Source organism: Flavobacterium soli DSM 19725, assembly GCF_000422705.1.
In the GTDB taxonomy this organism is placed as follows: domain Bacteria; phylum Bacteroidota; class Bacteroidia; order Flavobacteriales; family Flavobacteriaceae; genus Flavobacterium; species Flavobacterium soli.
The window spans coordinates 50348-68880 of sequence record NZ_AUGO01000002.1 but is presented as its reverse complement, the minus strand read 5'-3'; the positions used below and the strand labels follow the sequence as shown (position 1 = coordinate 68880).

16 protein-coding genes are annotated in these 18533 nt (G+C 37.3%); 10 read left to right on the top strand and 6 right to left on the bottom strand.

Annotated features, from left to right (window positions below; translation table 11 throughout):
* The first annotated feature begins 191 nt into the window (after positions 1–191).
* Positions 192–1445, top strand: coding sequence for a type IX secretion system plug protein (locus G508_RS0103360; protein WP_026703998.1), 1254 nt, complete (start codon positions 192–194; stop codon positions 1443–1445).
* 102 nt (positions 1446–1547) lie between these two features.
* Positions 1548–1934: a Co2+/Mg2+ efflux protein ApaG gene (apaG, locus tag G508_RS0103355; protein WP_026703997.1), complete on the top strand. Its 387-nt coding sequence runs from the start codon at positions 1548–1550 to the stop codon at positions 1932–1934.
* A 118-nt stretch (positions 1935–2052) separates the two neighbouring features.
* Here apaG and pdeM read toward each other — a convergent pair whose 3' ends face one another.
* The 5 genes from pdeM to G508_RS0103330 form a co-directional block, all read right to left on the bottom strand.
* The gene (gene pdeM, locus G508_RS0103350) at positions 2053–2694 is read right to left on the bottom strand and encodes a ligase-associated DNA damage response endonuclease PdeM (protein WP_026703996.1); all 642 of its coding nucleotides are present in this window, start codon (positions 2692–2694) and stop codon (positions 2053–2055) included.
* Positions 2695–2823: 129 nt separating this feature from the next.
* Positions 2824–5283, bottom strand: coding sequence for a ligase-associated DNA damage response DEXH box helicase (locus tag G508_RS0103345; RefSeq protein ID WP_026703995.1), 2460 nt, complete (start codon positions 5281–5283; stop codon positions 2824–2826).
* A 275-nt stretch (positions 5284–5558) separates the two neighbouring features.
* The gene (locus G508_RS0103340) at positions 5559–7160 is read right to left on the bottom strand and encodes an ATP-dependent DNA ligase (RefSeq protein ID WP_026703994.1); all 1602 of its coding nucleotides are present in this window, start codon (positions 7158–7160) and stop codon (positions 5559–5561) included.
* Positions 7161–7334: 174 nt separating this feature from the next.
* Positions 7335–8372, bottom strand: a complete 1038-nt coding sequence (locus G508_RS0103335; protein ID WP_026703993.1) for a ligase-associated DNA damage response exonuclease — start codon at positions 8370–8372, stop codon at positions 7335–7337.
* Between the two features lie 119 nt (positions 8373–8491).
* Entirely contained in the window at positions 8492–9268 is a 777-nt protein-coding gene (locus tag G508_RS0103330) for a hypothetical protein (protein WP_026703992.1), read from the bottom strand.
* Between the two features lie 104 nt (positions 9269–9372).
* Between G508_RS0103330 and G508_RS0103325 the strand changes: the two genes are divergently transcribed.
* From G508_RS0103325 to pruA, 8 genes are all read left to right on the top strand, one after another.
* Positions 9373–9792 carry a hypothetical protein gene (locus G508_RS0103325; protein WP_026703991.1) on the top strand — a complete coding sequence of 140 codons (420 nt, stop codon included), beginning with the start codon at positions 9373–9375 and terminating at the stop codon, positions 9790–9792.
* 406 nt (positions 9793–10198) lie between these two features.
* Positions 10199–11284 carry an SMEK domain-containing protein gene (locus G508_RS0103320; protein WP_026703990.1) on the top strand — a complete coding sequence of 362 codons (1086 nt, stop codon included), beginning with the start codon at positions 10199–10201 and terminating at the stop codon, positions 11282–11284.
* 73 nt (positions 11285–11357) lie between these two features.
* Positions 11358–12008 carry a hypothetical protein gene (locus G508_RS0103315; protein WP_026703989.1) on the top strand — a complete coding sequence of 217 codons (651 nt, stop codon included), beginning with the start codon at positions 11358–11360 and terminating at the stop codon, positions 12006–12008.
* Between the two features lie 44 nt (positions 12009–12052).
* Entirely contained in the window at positions 12053–12568 is a 516-nt protein-coding gene (locus tag G508_RS18505) for a hypothetical protein (protein ID WP_051197422.1), read from the top strand.
* Positions 12569–12840: 272 nt separating this feature from the next.
* Positions 12841–13698: a hypothetical protein gene (locus G508_RS0103305; RefSeq protein ID WP_035694046.1), complete on the top strand. Its 858-nt coding sequence runs from the start codon at positions 12841–12843 to the stop codon at positions 13696–13698.
* Between the two features lie 287 nt (positions 13699–13985).
* Entirely contained in the window at positions 13986–14978 is a 993-nt protein-coding gene (locus G508_RS0103300) for an SDR family NAD(P)-dependent oxidoreductase (RefSeq protein ID WP_026703987.1), read from the top strand.
* A 31-nt stretch (positions 14979–15009) separates the two neighbouring features.
* Positions 15010–15819 (top strand): AraC family transcriptional regulator, encoded by an 810-nt coding sequence (locus G508_RS0103295; protein ID WP_026703986.1) that lies wholly within the window; start codon positions 15010–15012, stop codon positions 15817–15819.
* A gap of 131 nt (positions 15820–15950) precedes the next feature.
* Positions 15951–17579, top strand: coding sequence for an L-glutamate gamma-semialdehyde dehydrogenase (gene pruA, locus G508_RS0103290; RefSeq protein ID WP_026703985.1), 1629 nt, complete (start codon positions 15951–15953; stop codon positions 17577–17579).
* Positions 17580–17752: 173 nt separating this feature from the next.
* On the opposite strand, the gene rsmG is transcribed toward pruA, so the two are convergent.
* Complete coding sequence (gene rsmG / locus G508_RS0103285; RefSeq protein ID WP_026703984.1) at positions 17753–18382, bottom strand: 16S rRNA (guanine(527)-N(7))-methyltransferase RsmG; 630 nt, start codon at positions 18380–18382, stop codon at positions 17753–17755.
* Positions 18383–18533 lie beyond the last annotated feature (151 nt).

The following is an 18533-nucleotide window of genomic DNA, read 5'->3' as shown; positions in this document are numbered from 1 at the left end:
TAATTGTTTTTTGTTTTGTCGAATTTAGATAATAACTTCAAAAAATATTTTTTATTATACTATTTTTAACAGAAAACCCTTATATATTTGGAAGATTGCACTAAATCCAACAAACGCTATGCTAAATTTCCTGAAATGTTGTTATTGTAATTTGCTATCTTTACTTTTTTGAAATTAAATTCAATTCTAAAATGTCTAAAAAAGTCTATTCCTTACTGTTGCTAATTTTCTATTGCTCTACTGGTCAATTATTTGCTCAAGAAAAAGAAATCAATCCTCCCTATAACATCAAGACGGTTACTTTCCTTCAAAACAATCAAAACACGATTCCACTCTTTAGGCTGAACGATAGCTTTCAGTTCCAATTCGACGATTTATATGGAGACGAAGCAAATTATTTTTATACTATTACCCATTGTGACTACGACTGGAAACCTTCGCAATTATCTAAAGCAGAATATATCGATGGTTTTGACGATCAAAGGATTCAGAACTATACCAACTCCTTCAATACCCTGCAATTATACTCGCATTATGATTTGACTTTTCCCAATAAATTCACGCGTTTTAGAGTAAGTGGCAACTATGTCATCAAGATTTTAAACGATAATAAAGAAGTTGTTTTCAGTAGAAAATTTATCCTGTATGAAGAATTAGTATCGGTTCCTATGCAAGTAAAAAGGGCTCGAAATGTAAACGAAATCAACTACAAGCAAAATTTAGACTTTGCCATTCGTTCCCAAACCATACAATTTCAAACTCCGTTGCAAAACGTAAAAGTATTGTTGATGCAAAACGGACAATTCAATGGCGCCATCACAAATGTAAAACCGATGTACACGATTGGCAATGATTTAATTTATAAATATGATGCAGAAACCCAGTTTTGGGGTGGAAACGAATTTTTATTTTTTGACAACAAAGACATTCGAGCAGCCAACAACAGTGTTTCGCGTGTTGATGCAAAAGAAATCTACAATTCGCATCTTTTCACCAATACTCCAAGAGCTGATGTTCCTTATACTTTTTTTCCTGACGTAAATGGAAATTTCGTAGTCCGAAACCTAAACGCCGAAAACAATACCATCGAAGCAGATTATGCCTGGGTATTTTTCTCCCTCAGTGCTCCAGCCTATTATGGCAAAAACGACATCTATGTAACCGGAATGTTCAACAACTATGCTTTGACACCGGAGTATAAGATGGAGTATAATAAGGATAAAGGCATTTATGAAAAGGCATTGATGGTCAAGCAAGGATTTGTCAACTACCAATATACTATTGCCGATAAAAATGGCAAAATCGACCATCAAAATGCTATTGATGGCAACTTTTATCAAACTGAAAACAATTATTCGGCAATCGTTTATTATCGTGAAAACGGACAACGTTATGACCGAATTATTGGAAAAGGAATTGCAACTTCGATTGACATCATCAATTAAAAATATAAGAATCTGCTACAAAACCATTTAACTAAAATTTATATCCCTAAAATGCAATTCCAAAATTAAAATTTGTAATTTTGGTACACTTATTCAACAGATATGGTTTCACAAATCACCAGAGGTATTAAAATATCGGTTCTTACTAGTTTTGAAGGCACCTACTTCAAGAACTATAAGATTCATTTTGCCTTTAGCTATGAGATCACTATCGAAAATCATAGCAAGGATTCCGTTCAACTCATTTCACGTCATTGGGAGATTTTTGATTCACTCAACGATACAGAATTCGTTGATGGCGAAGGAGTTGTTGGCAAGAAACCAGTGCTAAAACCAGGAGAATCTCACACTTATAGTTCGGGTTGTTTGTTGTCGTCCCCTTTTGGTTCGATGAAAGGTTATTTCAACATGATTAATTTTACTACAACAAGAAGTTTTAGAGTGATGGTACCTACTTTCAAATTAAGCACTCCATTTGCTTTAAATTAAGGAGCTAATTCCAGCTTTTCATTTCAAACAACGTTCACTGAACTCTTTTGAAAAATATTTTCCTGTGAAGTAATCTGGGCTAGGGCATTAGAATAAAAATCAACTTTATTTTTTCCGATTAACGTTTCTGTACTAAAATCACCTCATCCTTTGCAATTGCATAAACCAAGTCATTCCCCTCTGGAACCATAATATATTTCCCTGTAAATTCCCCAAAAGCAGGTAAAATCATCTGATTTTCTTTCTGAAAAAAACAAGGCAATTTTATGTGATGTCCCCCAAAACCTCTTAATGAAACTCCTGGATGAATATGTCCAGAAAAATTAAACAGACCTTCCTTTTCTGTGGGATGATGCGTCAATAAAAAATCTTCAATTTCCAATTCCTTGAAAATTTTCACCCCAATTTTATCATAGTTTTCCTTTCCAATTATATCGTGATTTCCAGCAATCAAGATGATTTCTGCCACACAACAATCCGACCATTCTACAAATAAATTCCATTCGCTATTTTTAGAACTATGAAATAAATCTCCAAGAAAAATAACGCTTTCTGGATCAAAATAATCTACAACTTCTGTCAATCTTTGAAAGTTTTTTGAAACCGCAGTATTCGGAATTGCAACACCGTGTTTCCTGAAATGCGAAACCTTCCCCAGATGCACATCTGAAATTAAAAGGGCTTTTCTATCTTCCCAAAACAAAGCACCACTTGGATGCAAGATAAAGGTTTGTGATTTTATTTTTATGGTAATTGTCATCCCTGTTTTTTTTTAGTATCCTAACAGGTTTTCAAAACCTGTTAGGTATTATAATAACCCCAACAAAAGGACTTCAAACAAACCTAACAAGTTTTGTCCCGAAGCTTCGGGACTGTTAGGATGTGAAAATTACTTCATATAAGAAACTGTCATTTTTTTAATTCGTTCTGCCAACGTTTCACTCGATAATTTTTCTCGAAGTCTATCCGTAATTATCGGAAAGCTGAAAGGTGTTGGTTTTTCGCATCTTTTCCAAACAATTTCTTGATTAGAAATTCGTTCCAAAGCCAATAATAATCGGCCTTCTTCCAACTGATGTTCAAACGTTTCCCGATAGGCTTGCTGAAACAATAAATTCTCGGGCTCATAATCCCTAAATACTTCAAAAAGCAATTGCGAACCACTTTGCAAATGTTTGGTCTTGATCATTTTCCCTGGCATCCCTGTAAAAACCAAACCTGCAATTACGGCAATATCTCGGAATTTTCTTCTTGCCATTTCGGTTGCATTCAAGCTTTTCTGCAAATCAGAATGTACATAATCTGTTGAAAAAAGATTGTTGTCCAATACTTCCTGCATATTGATTTCTTGGTCGGAAAGCAATTCAAAACCATAATCGTTATAGGCCAACGAAAAACTTATCGGCGAAAGCAAACTGATTCGATACGCCAATAAACTCGCCAAAGCTTCATGCACAAACCGACCTTCAAATGGATAAAATATCGCGTGGTAACCTTCTCTGGTTTTAAAGGTTTCAATCAAGAATTCATTGGCATTTGGAACAATTGATTCCTTTCTTTGCCTATGAAACATCGGTTGCAAAGCCTTTAATTCTGGCGATAAATCATCGGTATTTGCCCGATACAATTCCTGACGAAGCAGTTCACTCATTTGAGCCGAAAGCGCCATCCGTCCTCCCATCCAACTCACCAATCTCGATTTCTTTGAAGGATCAGCTTTTCGAACCAAAACCTGCATGTTTTTTATTCGGTATAGTTCTAACTTTTTTCCACCAAACGTGAACGTATCACCAGGATTTAATTTGGAAATAAACCATTCTTCAATAGTTCCGATGAAACCGCCACCCATGAATTTCACATTAAGAGTTGCATCACTCACAATGGTTCCAATCTGCATTCGGTGGTGCATGGCAATCATTCGGCTGTTGATTTTAAAACGACCGTCCTCTTCAATTTCTACTTTTTTATATTCGTCATAAGCCTGCAAACTTTGGCTTCCGTTGACAATAAAGTTCAAAATCCAGTTCCAATTTTCCCTTGTCATCGCTTGATAGCAAAAGGTTGATTTCACTTCTTCGTAAATTTCATCAGGAAAAAAACCATCGGAAACAGCCAATGTATTCAGGTATTGCACCAAGACATCCCAACTGTTCAAATACGGAACTCGATCCTCGACAACCGTATTTTTAACTGCTTTTTTCAAGGCCGAAGCTTCAATCAATTCGATGGAATGGGTTGCTAGAAAATAAATATTGCTTTCTTTTCCTGGCTGATGACCGCTTCGTCCAGCACGTTGTAAAAACCGAGCAACGCCTTTCGGACCTCCCACTTGAATAATCGTTTCCACTGGAGCAAAATCGACACCCAGATCCAGGCTTGAGGTACATACCACGACTTTCAATTCTTCATCCCGAATGGCTTGTTCCACCCAAAGTCGGGTTTCCCTATTGATGCTTCCATGGTGCATCGCCATTTCGCCAGCAAACTCTGGATATTTTTCCAAAAGTCTTTGAAACCATATCTCGCAAGCAGAACGGACATTGGTAAATAGCAACGTTGTTCGGCTAGCTTTGATGATTTTCGCCACCTCATCCACCAAGTGCAACCCCATGTGACCCCGCCACGGATAGGTTTCCATTTGGTTCGGAATTATCGAAATGACATTTATTTTTTTATTGATGACCGCCTTGATTAAAACCGAATTTTTATAAGCTTCCGAGTCCATTCCAAGTAAAACTTCCTGAGCTTGTTGCAAATTGCCGATTGTTGCCGAAATCCCCCAGATTCGCATATTCGGAGCGATTTTTTTTAGTCGGGATAATGCCAATTCCGTTTGAACGCCACGTTTTGTTCCCAATAATTCGTGCCATTCATCAATGACAATTGCCGAACAATCTTTAAATGTTTTTTCATAGCCTTTCGATGCCAAAAGCAATTGCAGACTTTCTGGTGTTGTCACCAATAGATCAGGCATCTTTCCTTTTTGCTTGGCTCTTTCATTTGCCGAAGTATCACCAGAACGAATCCCGACTGTCATTTGTGTACCCAAATCATTCACAATTCTTTCGGCAGATTGCTTGATTTCTACCGACAGTGCCCGAAGTGGCGTTATCCAAATGGCTTTCAGTCCGGGCTTGTGTTTTTCTTTATAATCAGGATTTTTTTTGATGTAATCGAGAACAATCGGCAACCATAAGGCGTATGTTTTTCCACTTCCTGTTGGAGCGTTTAGCAGGCCGTTTTTACCTTGCAAGAAAGCTGTCCAAGTTTGTGTTTGGAACGGAAAGGGTTTCCATCCTTGTTGACGGAACCAGTCGCTTGCTAGGTTAAAAAGTTGTTCTCTGTTCATTTAAAATATTTATTTTGTTTTGAACCATTAAGTCCCGAAACTTCGGGATAAGAAAAATTAAGAATTAGCTTAATGAAACTTAATCCCTTAATGGTTTAAATCTTTTTTTAACCACAAAGAGCACAAAGGTTTTACACAATCCCGAAGCTTCGGGACGCAAAGCTTTTTCGCTAAAAATCTGTGCTAATTTGTGCAATCTGTGTTGGTTATCTCGCAAAGACGCTAAGTCACAAAGTTCTTTCTTCTTGTTTCTTGCCTCTTTTGTCTTGCCTTACTCAAACAATCATACTCTTCAAATCTTCAATAGAATTCGCTTCCTCAATTTTCTTGTCGATTCGCCATCTGAGGATTCTTGGAAAACGGGTAGCAATTCCGCTTTTGTGTCGTTTGGACAATGAAATTCCCTCGAAGCCAATTTCGAAAACCAACTTCGGTGTCACACTTCGAACAGGCCCAAAACGTTCGAGTGTGTTTTTCTTGATGAAATCATCGACCATCCTGAATTCGGCATCCGTTAAACCTGAATACGCTTTAGCGAAAGTCACCAATTCACGTTCGCCATTTTCGTTGTCTTGCCATAAAGCGAAGGTGTAATCGGTAAACAGATTCGAGCGTCTTCCGTGACCCCGCATGGCATACGTCAGGACGGCATCGATGGTTAAGGGCTCGACTTTCCATTTCCACCAATCGCCTTTTTTTCGTCCTACGAGATATGGCGAATCTTTTCGCTTCAGCATCAAACCTTCGCTTTTCATTTCCCTTGAACGGATTCTTTCTTCCGCAACCTCTTCCCAAGTCGAAAAGGTGACGCGTTCTGAAAGTTGAAGCGGTAAATTTTTATCTTTTATTTCTTCGTATAATTTTTCGAGCAGAAGTCGTCTTTCTTCAAAAGGAAAGTTCCGGATATCCTCTCCTTTCCATTCCAATAAATCGTATGCTTTGATGATAACCGGATTGTTTTTCAAGATGGATTGCGAAACTGTTTTCCGACCAATTCGGGTTTGCAAATCATTAAATGTTCCGATTTCTCCGTCTAAAAAAGGAAGAATCTCGCCGTCGATTACTGTTCCATCGGGAATAACTCCAATGAAAGAGGCGAACTCTGGATATTTATCGGTAACCAATTCTTCTCCCCTGCTCCATACATAAATCTCGTTATCACGGATGATAGTTTGCGATCGGATACCATCCCATTTGTGTTCGGCACTCCAATCTTCTGGGTTTCCTAGATTAGAAACTTCTCCTTCAATCGGATAGGCCAAATAAAATGGGTAGGGTTTCGACAGATAATCACTGCTTTTTTCGTCTAAAATCAATTCTTGAAAGGTGATAGTATTCGGATTCCAATCACCCATTAATTTATAGGCCAAAGCATCTTCTTCGATATTTTCGGCTTTCGAAAGTGCCCTTGTCATCAGTTTTTGGCTTACACCAATTCTAAAACTTCCTGTAATTAATTTGGTAAAAACAAAGCGTTCGTAATAATTCAACGCCAACCAATTTTCATGCAGGTATTCCCTTTTTTCTTCGTCGGTTTTCTTTTTAAGGGCGATGATTTCCTGCAGATATTCTGTCAGGCTCTTTTCCGAATGTTCTTTTGTAGTTGGGATGATGAGTGCAATGGTCTCCGCCAAATCGCCAACGATATGATAGCTTTCCTCAAACAACCAAAGCGGAATATTCGCCAATTCATTTGCCCATAATCTTAATAATGTCGTGTTCACGGGTCGGGGTGGACGGCGGTGGGAAAGGATAGCAATCGTCCACACCTTGTCCTCATCACTTGCGTTTTTGAAGTAATTGGTGAGTGCTTCAACTTTTATAGATGTCTTATTGGAGCTGTCCAGGGATTTTATTAATTCGGCGAAGTTTTTCATATCTTTTTTTTACCTCAAAGAACACAAAGGTTTTTCGCAATCCCGAAGCTTCGGGACGCAAAGTTTTGAACCATTAAGAAATTAAGAAAAATAAGCCTTATGCCTTAATGAAACTTAATTTCTTAATGGTTTAAATTCTCATCTTTCTTGCTTCTTTCATCTTTTTTCTTTTCTCTATTCTCTTTCTACATTTTCCTCTCCCACCTCTTTTTTCGCATCCATTTCTCCTGATTCGCCTTCGTATTGGGTGTTGGCAGTTCTTGCATCATATCCCAGTTCCAGCAAATACTTTGAAAAAATATCCGAGTAGCCGTGTGTGCAAATTACTTTTTCGGCTCCCGTTGCTTTGATGCTTTCCAGTAATCCTGTCCAATCGCAATGGTCACTCAGGACAAAACCCCTGTCAACAGCTCGCCTTCGTCGTGCACCCCGAAACGCCATCCAGCCACTTGCCGAACCGGTCACGAAGGGTGTCATCTTCCTGATCCATGTGCTTCCGTGAGCACTTGGTGGAGCCAGGACAATGTTTCCCAGTAGCTCTTCTTTTTTGGTTTCACGTGTAACCAAAGTTGTAGGCGGAAAATCCACAATGGGCCTCAACACTTCGGTCATGTTTTCAATCGCTCCGTGGGTGTATATTTTTCCAATATCGGTATCTAGATATTTCAAGAGGCGTTGTGCTTTTCCGAGCGAATAACCAAAAAGCATCGATGTCTTTCCTTCTGCCCTGTTTTCGGCCCACCAGTTGTTGATGTCGGTCATGACTTCGGCTTGAGGTGTCCATTTGAAGGCTGGTAATCCGAAGGTGCATTCGGTTATAAACGAGTGGCATTTTACGACTTCGTAGGGGGTTGAAATGCCGTCATCTTCGGTTTTATAATCACCTGTAAACACCCAGACTTCGCCCTTGAACTCCACCCTGATTTGGGCAGAGCCAATGATATGTCCGGCGGGATGAAGAGAGAATTTCACCCCATTGATGGTGAAGGTTTCGTTCCAATCCTTCCCTGTCACGTTTATGGGGCCGAGTCGGTGCTTGATAATCGGGACATTGGTGTGATGGGTAATATAATTTTGATGGCCCCAACGCGAATGATCGGCATGACCGTGGGTAATGATGGCATTCGTGACAGGTCGCCACGGATCAAGATATACATCGGCTTGCTGACAATAAATGCCTTTATCGTTAAAGGCTAAAAGTGGTTGTTTCATAGCATCTTTAGGTAATCCGTTGGAGATTTTGGGTTACCTAAATTTAAGGCTACATTTTTGGAGAAGGAATATATTTGTAACAAGTTTAACTTTTGTTGAAACGCAAAATGTGCTGTTGCTTATGCCACCTTTTCTCTTCCAACCAAATACAACAACATCCCCGGACCCGATTTTATCCTCTCTATCTGCCATTCATAATGCTCCGTATTATTAAGACCCTTCACCAACATTTTCATTTCGTCAACCGAATAGGTTCTTAAAGACGATACTACACCATCCCACAAAACAACCAACGGAACAATAGGAATCAAATAAGTAAAAATAATGCGACTGATTTTAAAAGGCCTTATAAAGGGTGTCATAAAAAAAACGGTGAAAGGCGAGAACAGCATGGCCAAGATACTTGGAAAACTTCGCTCCTGTGCTTCAAAAATAGCAATGGAAGAATGAGAATCTACTGCATTTTGCAAAATCTGTTTTGCATCTGCTGGCCTAAAATGGTGCAACGACAAGAATTGAGTTCTCACGCCTTTCAGTTCTTCCGGAACATTTCGGGCATCAACCGGCTTTTCATAATAATCAAAAGTATCTGATTGCTGTTTCGTATAGACAAATGCTGGCAGGTTCGGATAGTAATCCGTAAGGACAATTTTCAACCCTGGAACTGTCTTTTTCAATTCCTTGCTCAGTCCCAGAAGTCCACCTCCGCCACCTGAAGCAAGGTCGATTATAGTTGCTGTTTTACCCTCTTTCAAAAGTGTTTCAAGGAGAGGTACTGCTGGTTTGAACATCCCTGTTTTATTGGACAGGAACTGCAAAAAATCGGTTACATAGTTTCTCAAAAAAGCTGGAAACCATTCCTGGTCTTCAAATTCAAATAGATGTATTCTTGCCATGTTTTTTAGTCTAAATTGTACTATAGTAGTTTTTTAATCGTTGTATAAAGATAAAAGTTTTTTGCATAATTTTCTCGTTGACACTTACCCTAACTGCTTTTTATATGGCAAAAACAACGTTGCTTTCCGTCTTGCTATTAACATCACTCCTTTTTGGTTGCAAGAAAAAAAACTTCAAAGACGATCACATTTCCTACCGAGCCATTAACGGAAGAGATACGGCACTCCTGGATATTGTGGTAGATGAAAACCATTTTTATGGCCAATTTGAAATGATATATGGCAAGAACGGCAAGGATTCTGGAGCCATTCGGGGGCAAATTTATGGCGACACCTTGAAGGGACTTTATGAATACCGCTCCTATGGTGGTAGCAACAGCCGTAGGCCTATTGTTTTTTTAAATAGGGATGGGAAATACCGTTTAGGGAAAGGACTACCGACAACTTTTGTAGGCATTCCCTTTTTTGTAAAAGATGTCCCGATTGATTATGAAATTGGGTTTGTTTTTGAGGAGGTAAAATAGCGGGATTAAAGAGGATAAGACAGGGGATATTAGCAGAAAAGGACTGAATTAAATAGTATTGTTACCGTACTCTTTTTGGATTTTACCGTACTCTTTTGGATTTCTACCGTACTTTTTGGGGTTGTCCCGTACTCTTTTGGATTTCTACCGTACTTTTTGGGGTTGTCCCGTACTCTTTTGGGTTTTTACCGTGCTTCTTTTGGTTTTACCGCACTCTTTTGAGTTTCTACCGTACTTTTATGCTGGCAGGGAGGTTTTGTATGTTTGATAAAGGTGGAGCTACAATTTGTAGAGATGATTTTATGTATATTTGAAGGAATAAAAAACCAAAACTTCGCATATACATTATAAATGGGTGGATTGGCGAAGGTTTGTTTTGGATATAAACAAATTGGTGACAATTAATATGAGTGAGAGAGAAAATTTCATCAAAATAATTTCAGAACATTTTTCAATTTGGGAAGTCAGATTACAAAATCTTTCTTCTCTTAATCTTTATGATGCAAATAGTTTTTCTGAATACACTATTACGGAAATCTTAAATCTAATTTTCGGTTACAGCTTAGAGAATTTAAATTTACTTAAAATGAATTTCCCAGCCATCGACTTGGGAGATAAAATAAATTCATTGTGTGTCCAAGTCACTACAACGAAATCAAGAAAAAAAATTCAAGATACGATTGATAAATTTTTAGAGCAAAAATTAAACGCAACATATTCTGAAATCTTTATTGTTGTTTTAGGAAAAAAACAAAGGAAATATAGTCAATTTCAAAATTTAGGGTCGATTAGTTTTGACCCGGATAATCAGATTTTAGATTTCAGAGATTTATTACGTCTTATTCAAAGTAAGCCAATTTCCACATTAGAAAGGATTGTGAAAATTCTTCAAAGTGAAAATTCAACATCCAATAAGACCAAAGCCAATCCAAATGAAATAAAGATAAAGAAGAATCTTGCAACTAAGAGAAAATTGCAGAAAGCCTTACTGAGAAAGCTGGAGCGAAGTGACTGGGAATTATCATGGTATGAACCATGGATAGGTTTTGTATATAGTCAAATACTAATCAGGTCAGTTGATGATATAAGCTGGCCAAATTCTGAAGAAAATTCAACAGGGGAAATCAGCTCTTGGTTTAAAGGTAATTTTTCAGAGTTTTACGAAAACGGAATTGAATTGATTACTCATGGTGGTCGTGCTATTTTTGATGAAAACGGAAATTGGGACTTACTTGATACATTTTATGATAAAAGAGAAAACAATCCTAAATATGAAGTGAAAAATTATAATCTATTTTTAAGAATCCCATTTGATTACATCGTCGAATTAGATATGGATACTGATCCATATGATGGTTTACCTACTATGTTCGTCAAATATGAAAAGAACAACATGCCTTACGAAAGCATTCTTTATGGAATTCCTGGATCATATAATCTTCGTAGGCTTAAATATATATTTGATAATGAATTTAGAAAGCTCCTAGAATAACAGGCCCGGCAACCGCATTTTATTACAAACAGAAGAAAAAAACATAACAGCACATTTACAATTGCCTAAAACCATGCTAGAAAAACTAATCGAAAGAACAAATGCCATTGAGTTTTATCAAGATTGTAACTTGAAATTTATTTCCTATTCCATCAAATCTCATAACAAAGTAGAATTTTTATTTTCAATAAATCAAATCAGTTATGATGTTCCAATTGAATACGAAGAATGGAAGATCTCGTGTGAAAACTTAAAAGAATTTCAAGGCTTTGAAAATGAAATTCTCATGCCTTATCCCAAAATCAGACTTTTCGATCATCATTCATTACTTTGGAAGTTTAATGAAAAACATTTTGAATGCGACATTAACAATTATACTAATGACGTAAGCAAATTAATCGGAGACTTATATCTTGAGTTAGAAGATAAAACTGGGAATTGGATAAGGATTAACGATTATATTTGGAATATTCGAGATTATTTTGATGAAGATTATAATCGCTCGTTAATCCTACCTGAATCGTTAGCAATGATTGTAAAAAATGTCTTTACAAAACATCATTTAGATTTCAAGATTTTAAATAATGACAGTCAAGATAAATGGATTAGCGAACAACCCTCTAAATTACTAATGTTCGGAAACAACGATGTTAGCCCGTATAGTTTTAATCTCCATCAACATTATATTATCTCTGAAAATTTTGTAGTTGAGAGAATTAAGTAATTCCTGGCTACCGCATTCTATTATAAAAAAACAACACTCCGATAATGAAATTCAACTTTTTTAAATCAAAACTGCATTCTGAAAAGCAATCAAAATCTGAAAATAAAGATATTGAGAATTTGGAAGAAAATGAGCTGTTTGAATATGACAAAAATGTTGACTTTTATTATACTAATCTAATTAACTCATTAATTCTTTTTACTTATAATTCTGATGAACTAGAACAAATGGAAAATGTTTTAATTGACCCTTTGACAGAATTATACGAGGAGATAGACTATGCATTTTTGCCAGCTTGTTTTGAAACTATATTTAGAAATAATGTAATCGAAGATAAATATAAAGATGAACTTCTAAATTTTAAAAAATTAGTTGATGAAATTCCGAATGAAATTTGGGATTACGAATTTATTGGAGTAAGTGAAAAATGGACGGAAGTTAAAAATAACGCTGAAAACTTATTAAATAAACTACGAGTTGAAACTAGAATTTTCAATACAAATTACCACAAAACAATAACCAATGATGGCGAAAAGAATTTTGATGGTAAAAACAAATAAAAGAAACTACCGCTAATAAGGGTTTTGCCCCTGCTGGGTGAACTTCTAGCTCTAATAAAATTTAAAAGTATTCTGTTTGAGGCCACGAGCTAGAACCTCTCGGTAGCATGAGGAAATGACTCAAAACCAACACCCTTATTTTAAATTTATAAGTCTTCAGGTATTCGTAGAGAAAACTAAAGCACCTGTTTTTATAAAAACTGAAATTAAAAAAGAACCTGTAAACTGGCACACATTTTGTCGAAGGAATGCAACCCTCTACCCCTCGGCTTATGAAAAGAATAATTACTCTTTTTTTACTGATTATTACTACAACCAGCCCTGCACAACTTAATGATACCGAGGCAGGCCTTTACAACATCGGACTGGGTTCCTTGACGGGAGGCATTGGCGCCATGATCAATAAGAAACCCGATGAAAAACTTGGATCGGTCTTATTGAAAGGGTTATGGCAAGGTGCAGTTGGCGGGTATACTATCTTCGAAAGCAAGCGGTTAATAAGGCTTGTGCATCAAAACAAGGAATTGGGTTTTTCATGGCCTTCCAAGATTGTAAATGCAGCAGGAACTTCGATTGTAGAAAATGCAGCAGCAAATAGGAATTTCTGGGAGAAGTGGCACCTCAATTATGGCTTCAACCGAATTGAGCTGGACCTCTCAGATGGTCCCAAGGTTCAGTATAAAGTGATGCCTGTGTCTTTGGTCCACACCATCGGGATTGCCTTTCAGTCTAAATTTGAGTTGGAAAAAACATTGCAAACGGGCCAGTTTATCTTTTCGACCAACACGAAAAGATGGGAAGAAACCAATAGTGTGGGGATTGCCTTTCCGGGCAATATTGTGTATAAACCAGACACACCCGGATTTTATAATTTGATTTCGCATGAGATTATTCACCTCTATCAACTAAACGATTTTAATGGAATCAATACTTACTTGGATAAACCGCATGCTTATTTGGTCAGTAAATCAAGCTTTTTCAAGACATTCGATAAATGGGTGGCGATTGAATACAATAGTGCAGTGCAGCTTTTCCTTTATGGATTAGAAAACAGGAACAGGATTAACTACTATGATAATTATTTTGAGCATGAGGCAGGCTACTATAGCAATACCTTGACCGACCACTAATATTTTGTCTTTTTCTTTTGTCTTTCTTCTTTGCTCTTTTTCCTACTATGTGAAGTGTTCATTATTAGTAGTGAAGTTCTACTAAATCTCCCGATTTCACATCCAACACCATGAAGCACCAAGTCCACATCGGTTTCACGTATTGGCTGATTCTACTTTCCTTACCCTGCAATTGAGCTATCCCTGCAAAGCGACTGGCCTTTTAAACAAAGTTCATTTAGACGTTTGAACAAAGTAACTACACTAAATACCTTCTAATTTTGTCCCAACACATTAAAATTTTAAAAATGGGACAGCACAATTATCAAGGAGCGTTACAGCAACCAATTGGTTCAGGATTTAACGCAAAATCTACCACTAGCGAAGTTATAAAAGGCATTGACCTTACGGGTAAAATTGCCATCGTAACAGGAGGCAATTCGGGTATAGGTCTAGAAACCGTGAAAACACTTTCTAAGGCAGGTGCCACGGTTATTGTTCCGGCAAGGGACATTGAAAAAGCAAAAAGAAATCTGGACGGAATTATAAATGTAGAAATAGAAGAAATGGATTTAATGCATCCCGATTCTATTGATGCTTTTGCAGAAAATTTTTTGGCTTCCGGCAGGCCCTTGCATCTCCTCATCAACAATGCAGGGATCATGTGGGTACCTTTGAGAAGGGACAATCGCGGATATGAATCGCAATTAGCAACCAATTATCTGGCACTTTTTCAGCTCACGGCCCGATTATGGTCGGCCTTAAAAAAAGCGGATGGTGCAAGAGTGGTAAATGTATCTTCTGGCGGACATCAATTTTCTGATTTTGATTTTGAAGATCCTAATTTCCTGTATCGTGAGTATGAAACATTGGAAGGATATGGACAATCAAAAACAGCCGTTAATCTTTTTTCGCTTGAATTGGACACAAAGGCAAAAGCCCATAATGTCCGAAGTTATTCCTTATGCCCGGGTGCTGTTGGTGAAACAGAATTATCGAGAGAAGCACCAATGGATTTGTTTTATAAATTAGGCTACACTGATGCCGATGGGATTATATTGCCTGAAGTTGCCTCTTCGTTAAAAACCATTCCGCAAGGTGCAGCGACAACAGTTTGGGCTGCAACAAGTCCGATGCTCAACAACATCGGTGGCGTATATTGCGAAAATGCTGATGTAGCACTTTTAAGTACTGATGTTTCCCTTATTGGTGGTATCAAGCCGTATTCCCTGGACGAAGCCAATGCAAAGCGTTTATGGAAATTAAGTGAGGAAATGACAGGAGTAACATTCAATTTTTAGTGATATTTGTATCTTCTACCAAACAAGCAACATGGAGTATCAGGTAAATTATATAAACCCCGAAATTAAACTTTCCGACTATACGGGCAAGTTGTTTAAAACGGAAGCCGCATTTGATGATCATTTGCTTGTTTGGCTACTATCCGGCGAAACAAAAATTATCCAGGCCGATCAACGTTTTATATTTGGTGCAGGTAGTACTTTTTTGATTCCAAGAAATCAATTGGCTACTATCATCAATATTCCAAAAGACGGACTGCCACACAAAGCCGTCGCCATGCACTTATCGGTTAAAAGACTTCGGGAATTTTATGGTTCTGAAAACCGAAAACAGAAAGTTGCACCAAACAGAATTTTCAGTTTTAAGAAGCATCCATTGCTCGAAAGTTGCTTGGCTTCGTTGATTCCTTATTTTGAAATGCAGGAAAACTTTCCAGAAAACATAGCGTCTTTAAAAATTACGGAAGCGATTTCTATCCTGACAACTATTGACAAGGACATCGACTCAATTTTAGCAAACTTTGAAGAACCGGACAAGATTGACTTGGCTGCCTTTATGGATAAAAACTTTATGTTCAACATGCCGTTGGAAAAATTTGGGTATTTGACAGGTCGTAGCCTCACTACTTTTAAACGTGATTTTTATAAGATTTTCAACGTTACACCTCAACGTTGGCTCACCAAAAAAAGGTTAGATTTGGCACATTATGAACTTGCCGAAAAGAATAAAAAACCTATTGAAGTATATTATGAAATAGGGTTTGAGAACTTATCGCATTTCTCTTATGCGTTTAGAAAACAGTTTGGATATTCGCCAACAGAGTTGATAGGACAAAAATAGAAACTTGTGGAGTACCAATTTTCTCTTGCATCTTCAGTACTTGTTATTGATTTGGTAAATTTTTCCTATTTCGGCATTGATTTTATATCTTTGTACAACGAAATTTTGATAATTTATAAAAATACTTCAATATGTTAAAAGGATTCTTTCACGTACCAAAAGCAGTAAACGAGCCTGTAAAATCGTATGCCCCAAACAGCCCTGAGAAAGCGGCAGTATTGGCTGCCTACAAAGAAATGTGGAACTCAAAAATCGAAGTGCCACTTTATATCGGTAGCGAGCAAATTAAAACCGGAAACACCCGTAACATGACCGCTCCACACGACCATAAACATGTAGTAGGAACCTATCATTTAGCAGAGAAATCCCATATCGAAAAAGCTATTGCCAATGCTTTGGAGTCAAAAGAACAATGGGCTAATTTGGCTTGGGAACAACGTGCCGCTATCTTTTTGAAAGCTGCCGAATTAATCGCTGGACCTTACAGAGCAAAGATCAATGCTGCAACCATGATTGCACAATCTAAAAATATCTTTCAGGCAGAAATTGATGCTTCTTGCGAATTAATTGATTTCTTACGCTACAACGTAGAGTTCATGACGCAAATCTATAACGACCAGCCAAAATCGGATTCGTCTGTTTGGAACCGTTTAGAATACCGCCCGTTAGAAGGATTTGTTTATGCCATTACACCTTTCAACTTTACTGCCATTGCTGCAAATTTACCTGCAAGTGCTGCCATGATGGGGAATGTTGTGGTTTGGAAACCAAGCGACAGTCAAGTGTTTTCTGCAAAAGTAATCATCGATGTGTTCAAAGAAGCTGGTCTTCCTGATGGTGTGATCAATGTGGTTTTTGGAGACGCTCAAATGATTAGTGAGACGGTTTTTGCAAGTCGTGATTTTGCTGGAATTCACTTTACAGGTTCTACTCACGTTTTTAAAGACATCTGGAAAAACATCGGAAACAACATCCACCACTATAAAACCTATCCAAGAATTGTTGGAGAAACAGGTGGTAAAGATTTTATCGTTGCCCATCCAAGTGCAAATGTAAAACAAGTAGTAACTGGAATTGTTCGTGGAGCATTTGAGTTTCAAGGACAAAAATGTTCGGCGGCTTCAAGAGCTTATATTCCACAAAGTTTATGGCCTGCGGTAAAAGAACAATTGACAAAAGATGTTCAATCGTTAAAAATGGGTTCTCCGGAAGATTTCGGGAACTTTATTACAGCAGTTATCCACGAAGGTTCTTTTGATAAATTGGCGAGCTATATTGACCAAGCTAAAAAAGATGCAGATGCTGAGGTGATCTTAGGAGGAAATTATGACAAATCTGTAGGTTATTTTATTGAGCCAACAGTTATCGTCACTACGAATCCAAAGTATACTACTATGGAAACCGAGTTGTTCGGACCAGTTATCACTATCTATGTTTATGAAGATGCGAAATGGGCTGAAACGTTGAAATTGGTTGATGGAACTTCAGAATATGCCTTGACGGGAGCTATTTTTAGCCAAAACCGTTATGCAATTGCTGAAGCGACAGAAGCATTGAAAAATGCAGCTGGTAACTTCTACATCAACGACAAGCCAACTGGTGCTGTTGTAGGAATGCAACCTTTTGGAGGAGCGAGGGCTTCAGGAACAAACGATAAAGCTGGTTCTGCATTGAACTTACTTCGTTGGGCTTCACCAAGAACGATCAAGGAAACTTTTGTAACTCCTGAGGATTACAGATATCCGTTTTTAGGAGAATAATTTTATTCAGTCACAGTGGTCAGTTTTCAGTTTCCACTGTTTGAGATAAAAGAAAAGCCGATTCAGTTTTTGAATCGGCTTTTCTTTTTAAAAAATTTAAACCATTAAGGAATTAAGAAAAGTTAAGCCATTCAAAACTTAATGAAACTTAACTTCTTAATGGTTTAAAAATATTACAACTTAAATTTAAGGGGCAAATGAACTACCTTTTTGGTTTCAAAGAATTCATCTTCAAAGAAATTGGCAATATTGTATTCTGTTGCTTTTGGGAAGTCTTTTAATTCCTCGGTCAAATCGCCTCCCTTTAGATATAGAATTCCGTTTTTGAGTTCGTGTTTTTGTTGCTTCTTGATTTTATCTTTTATCCAAGAAACAAAATCGGGCATATTCGTAACAGCACGACTTACGATGAAATCGAAATCTCCTTTTACGTTTTCGGCACGGATTTGCTCAGCTTTGACATTCTTAAGTTCTAATCCTTCGGCTACAGCTTTTACTACATTAATCTTTTTCAGGATGACATCAATAAGATAAAAACGTGTTTCAGGAAAAAGAATTGCCAAAGGAATTCCTGGAAAGCCACCCCCTGTTCCTACATCTAAAATATAGGTTCCTGGTTCAAACGGTTGGATTTTGGCTATAGCCAAAGAATGAAGCACATGTTTGGTATATAATTCATCAATATCCTTGCGTGAAATGACGTTGATTTTTGCATTCCAATCATGGTATAATTCCTCTAATTTTTGAAACTGTTCTTTCTGAATATCAGTCAGGTTAGGGAAATGCTTTAGAATTTCTTCCATTTTAAAAAAATTTACTTTTTAAATTCCGATAAAAAATATCGGGTCACAAAAGTAATGCTTTTCGTGATGAAATTTTTAACCTTTTCCTGCGTTTTGATTATACAATAATATTTATCTTTGAAAATTCTATTTTAGATTAATTATAAATTAT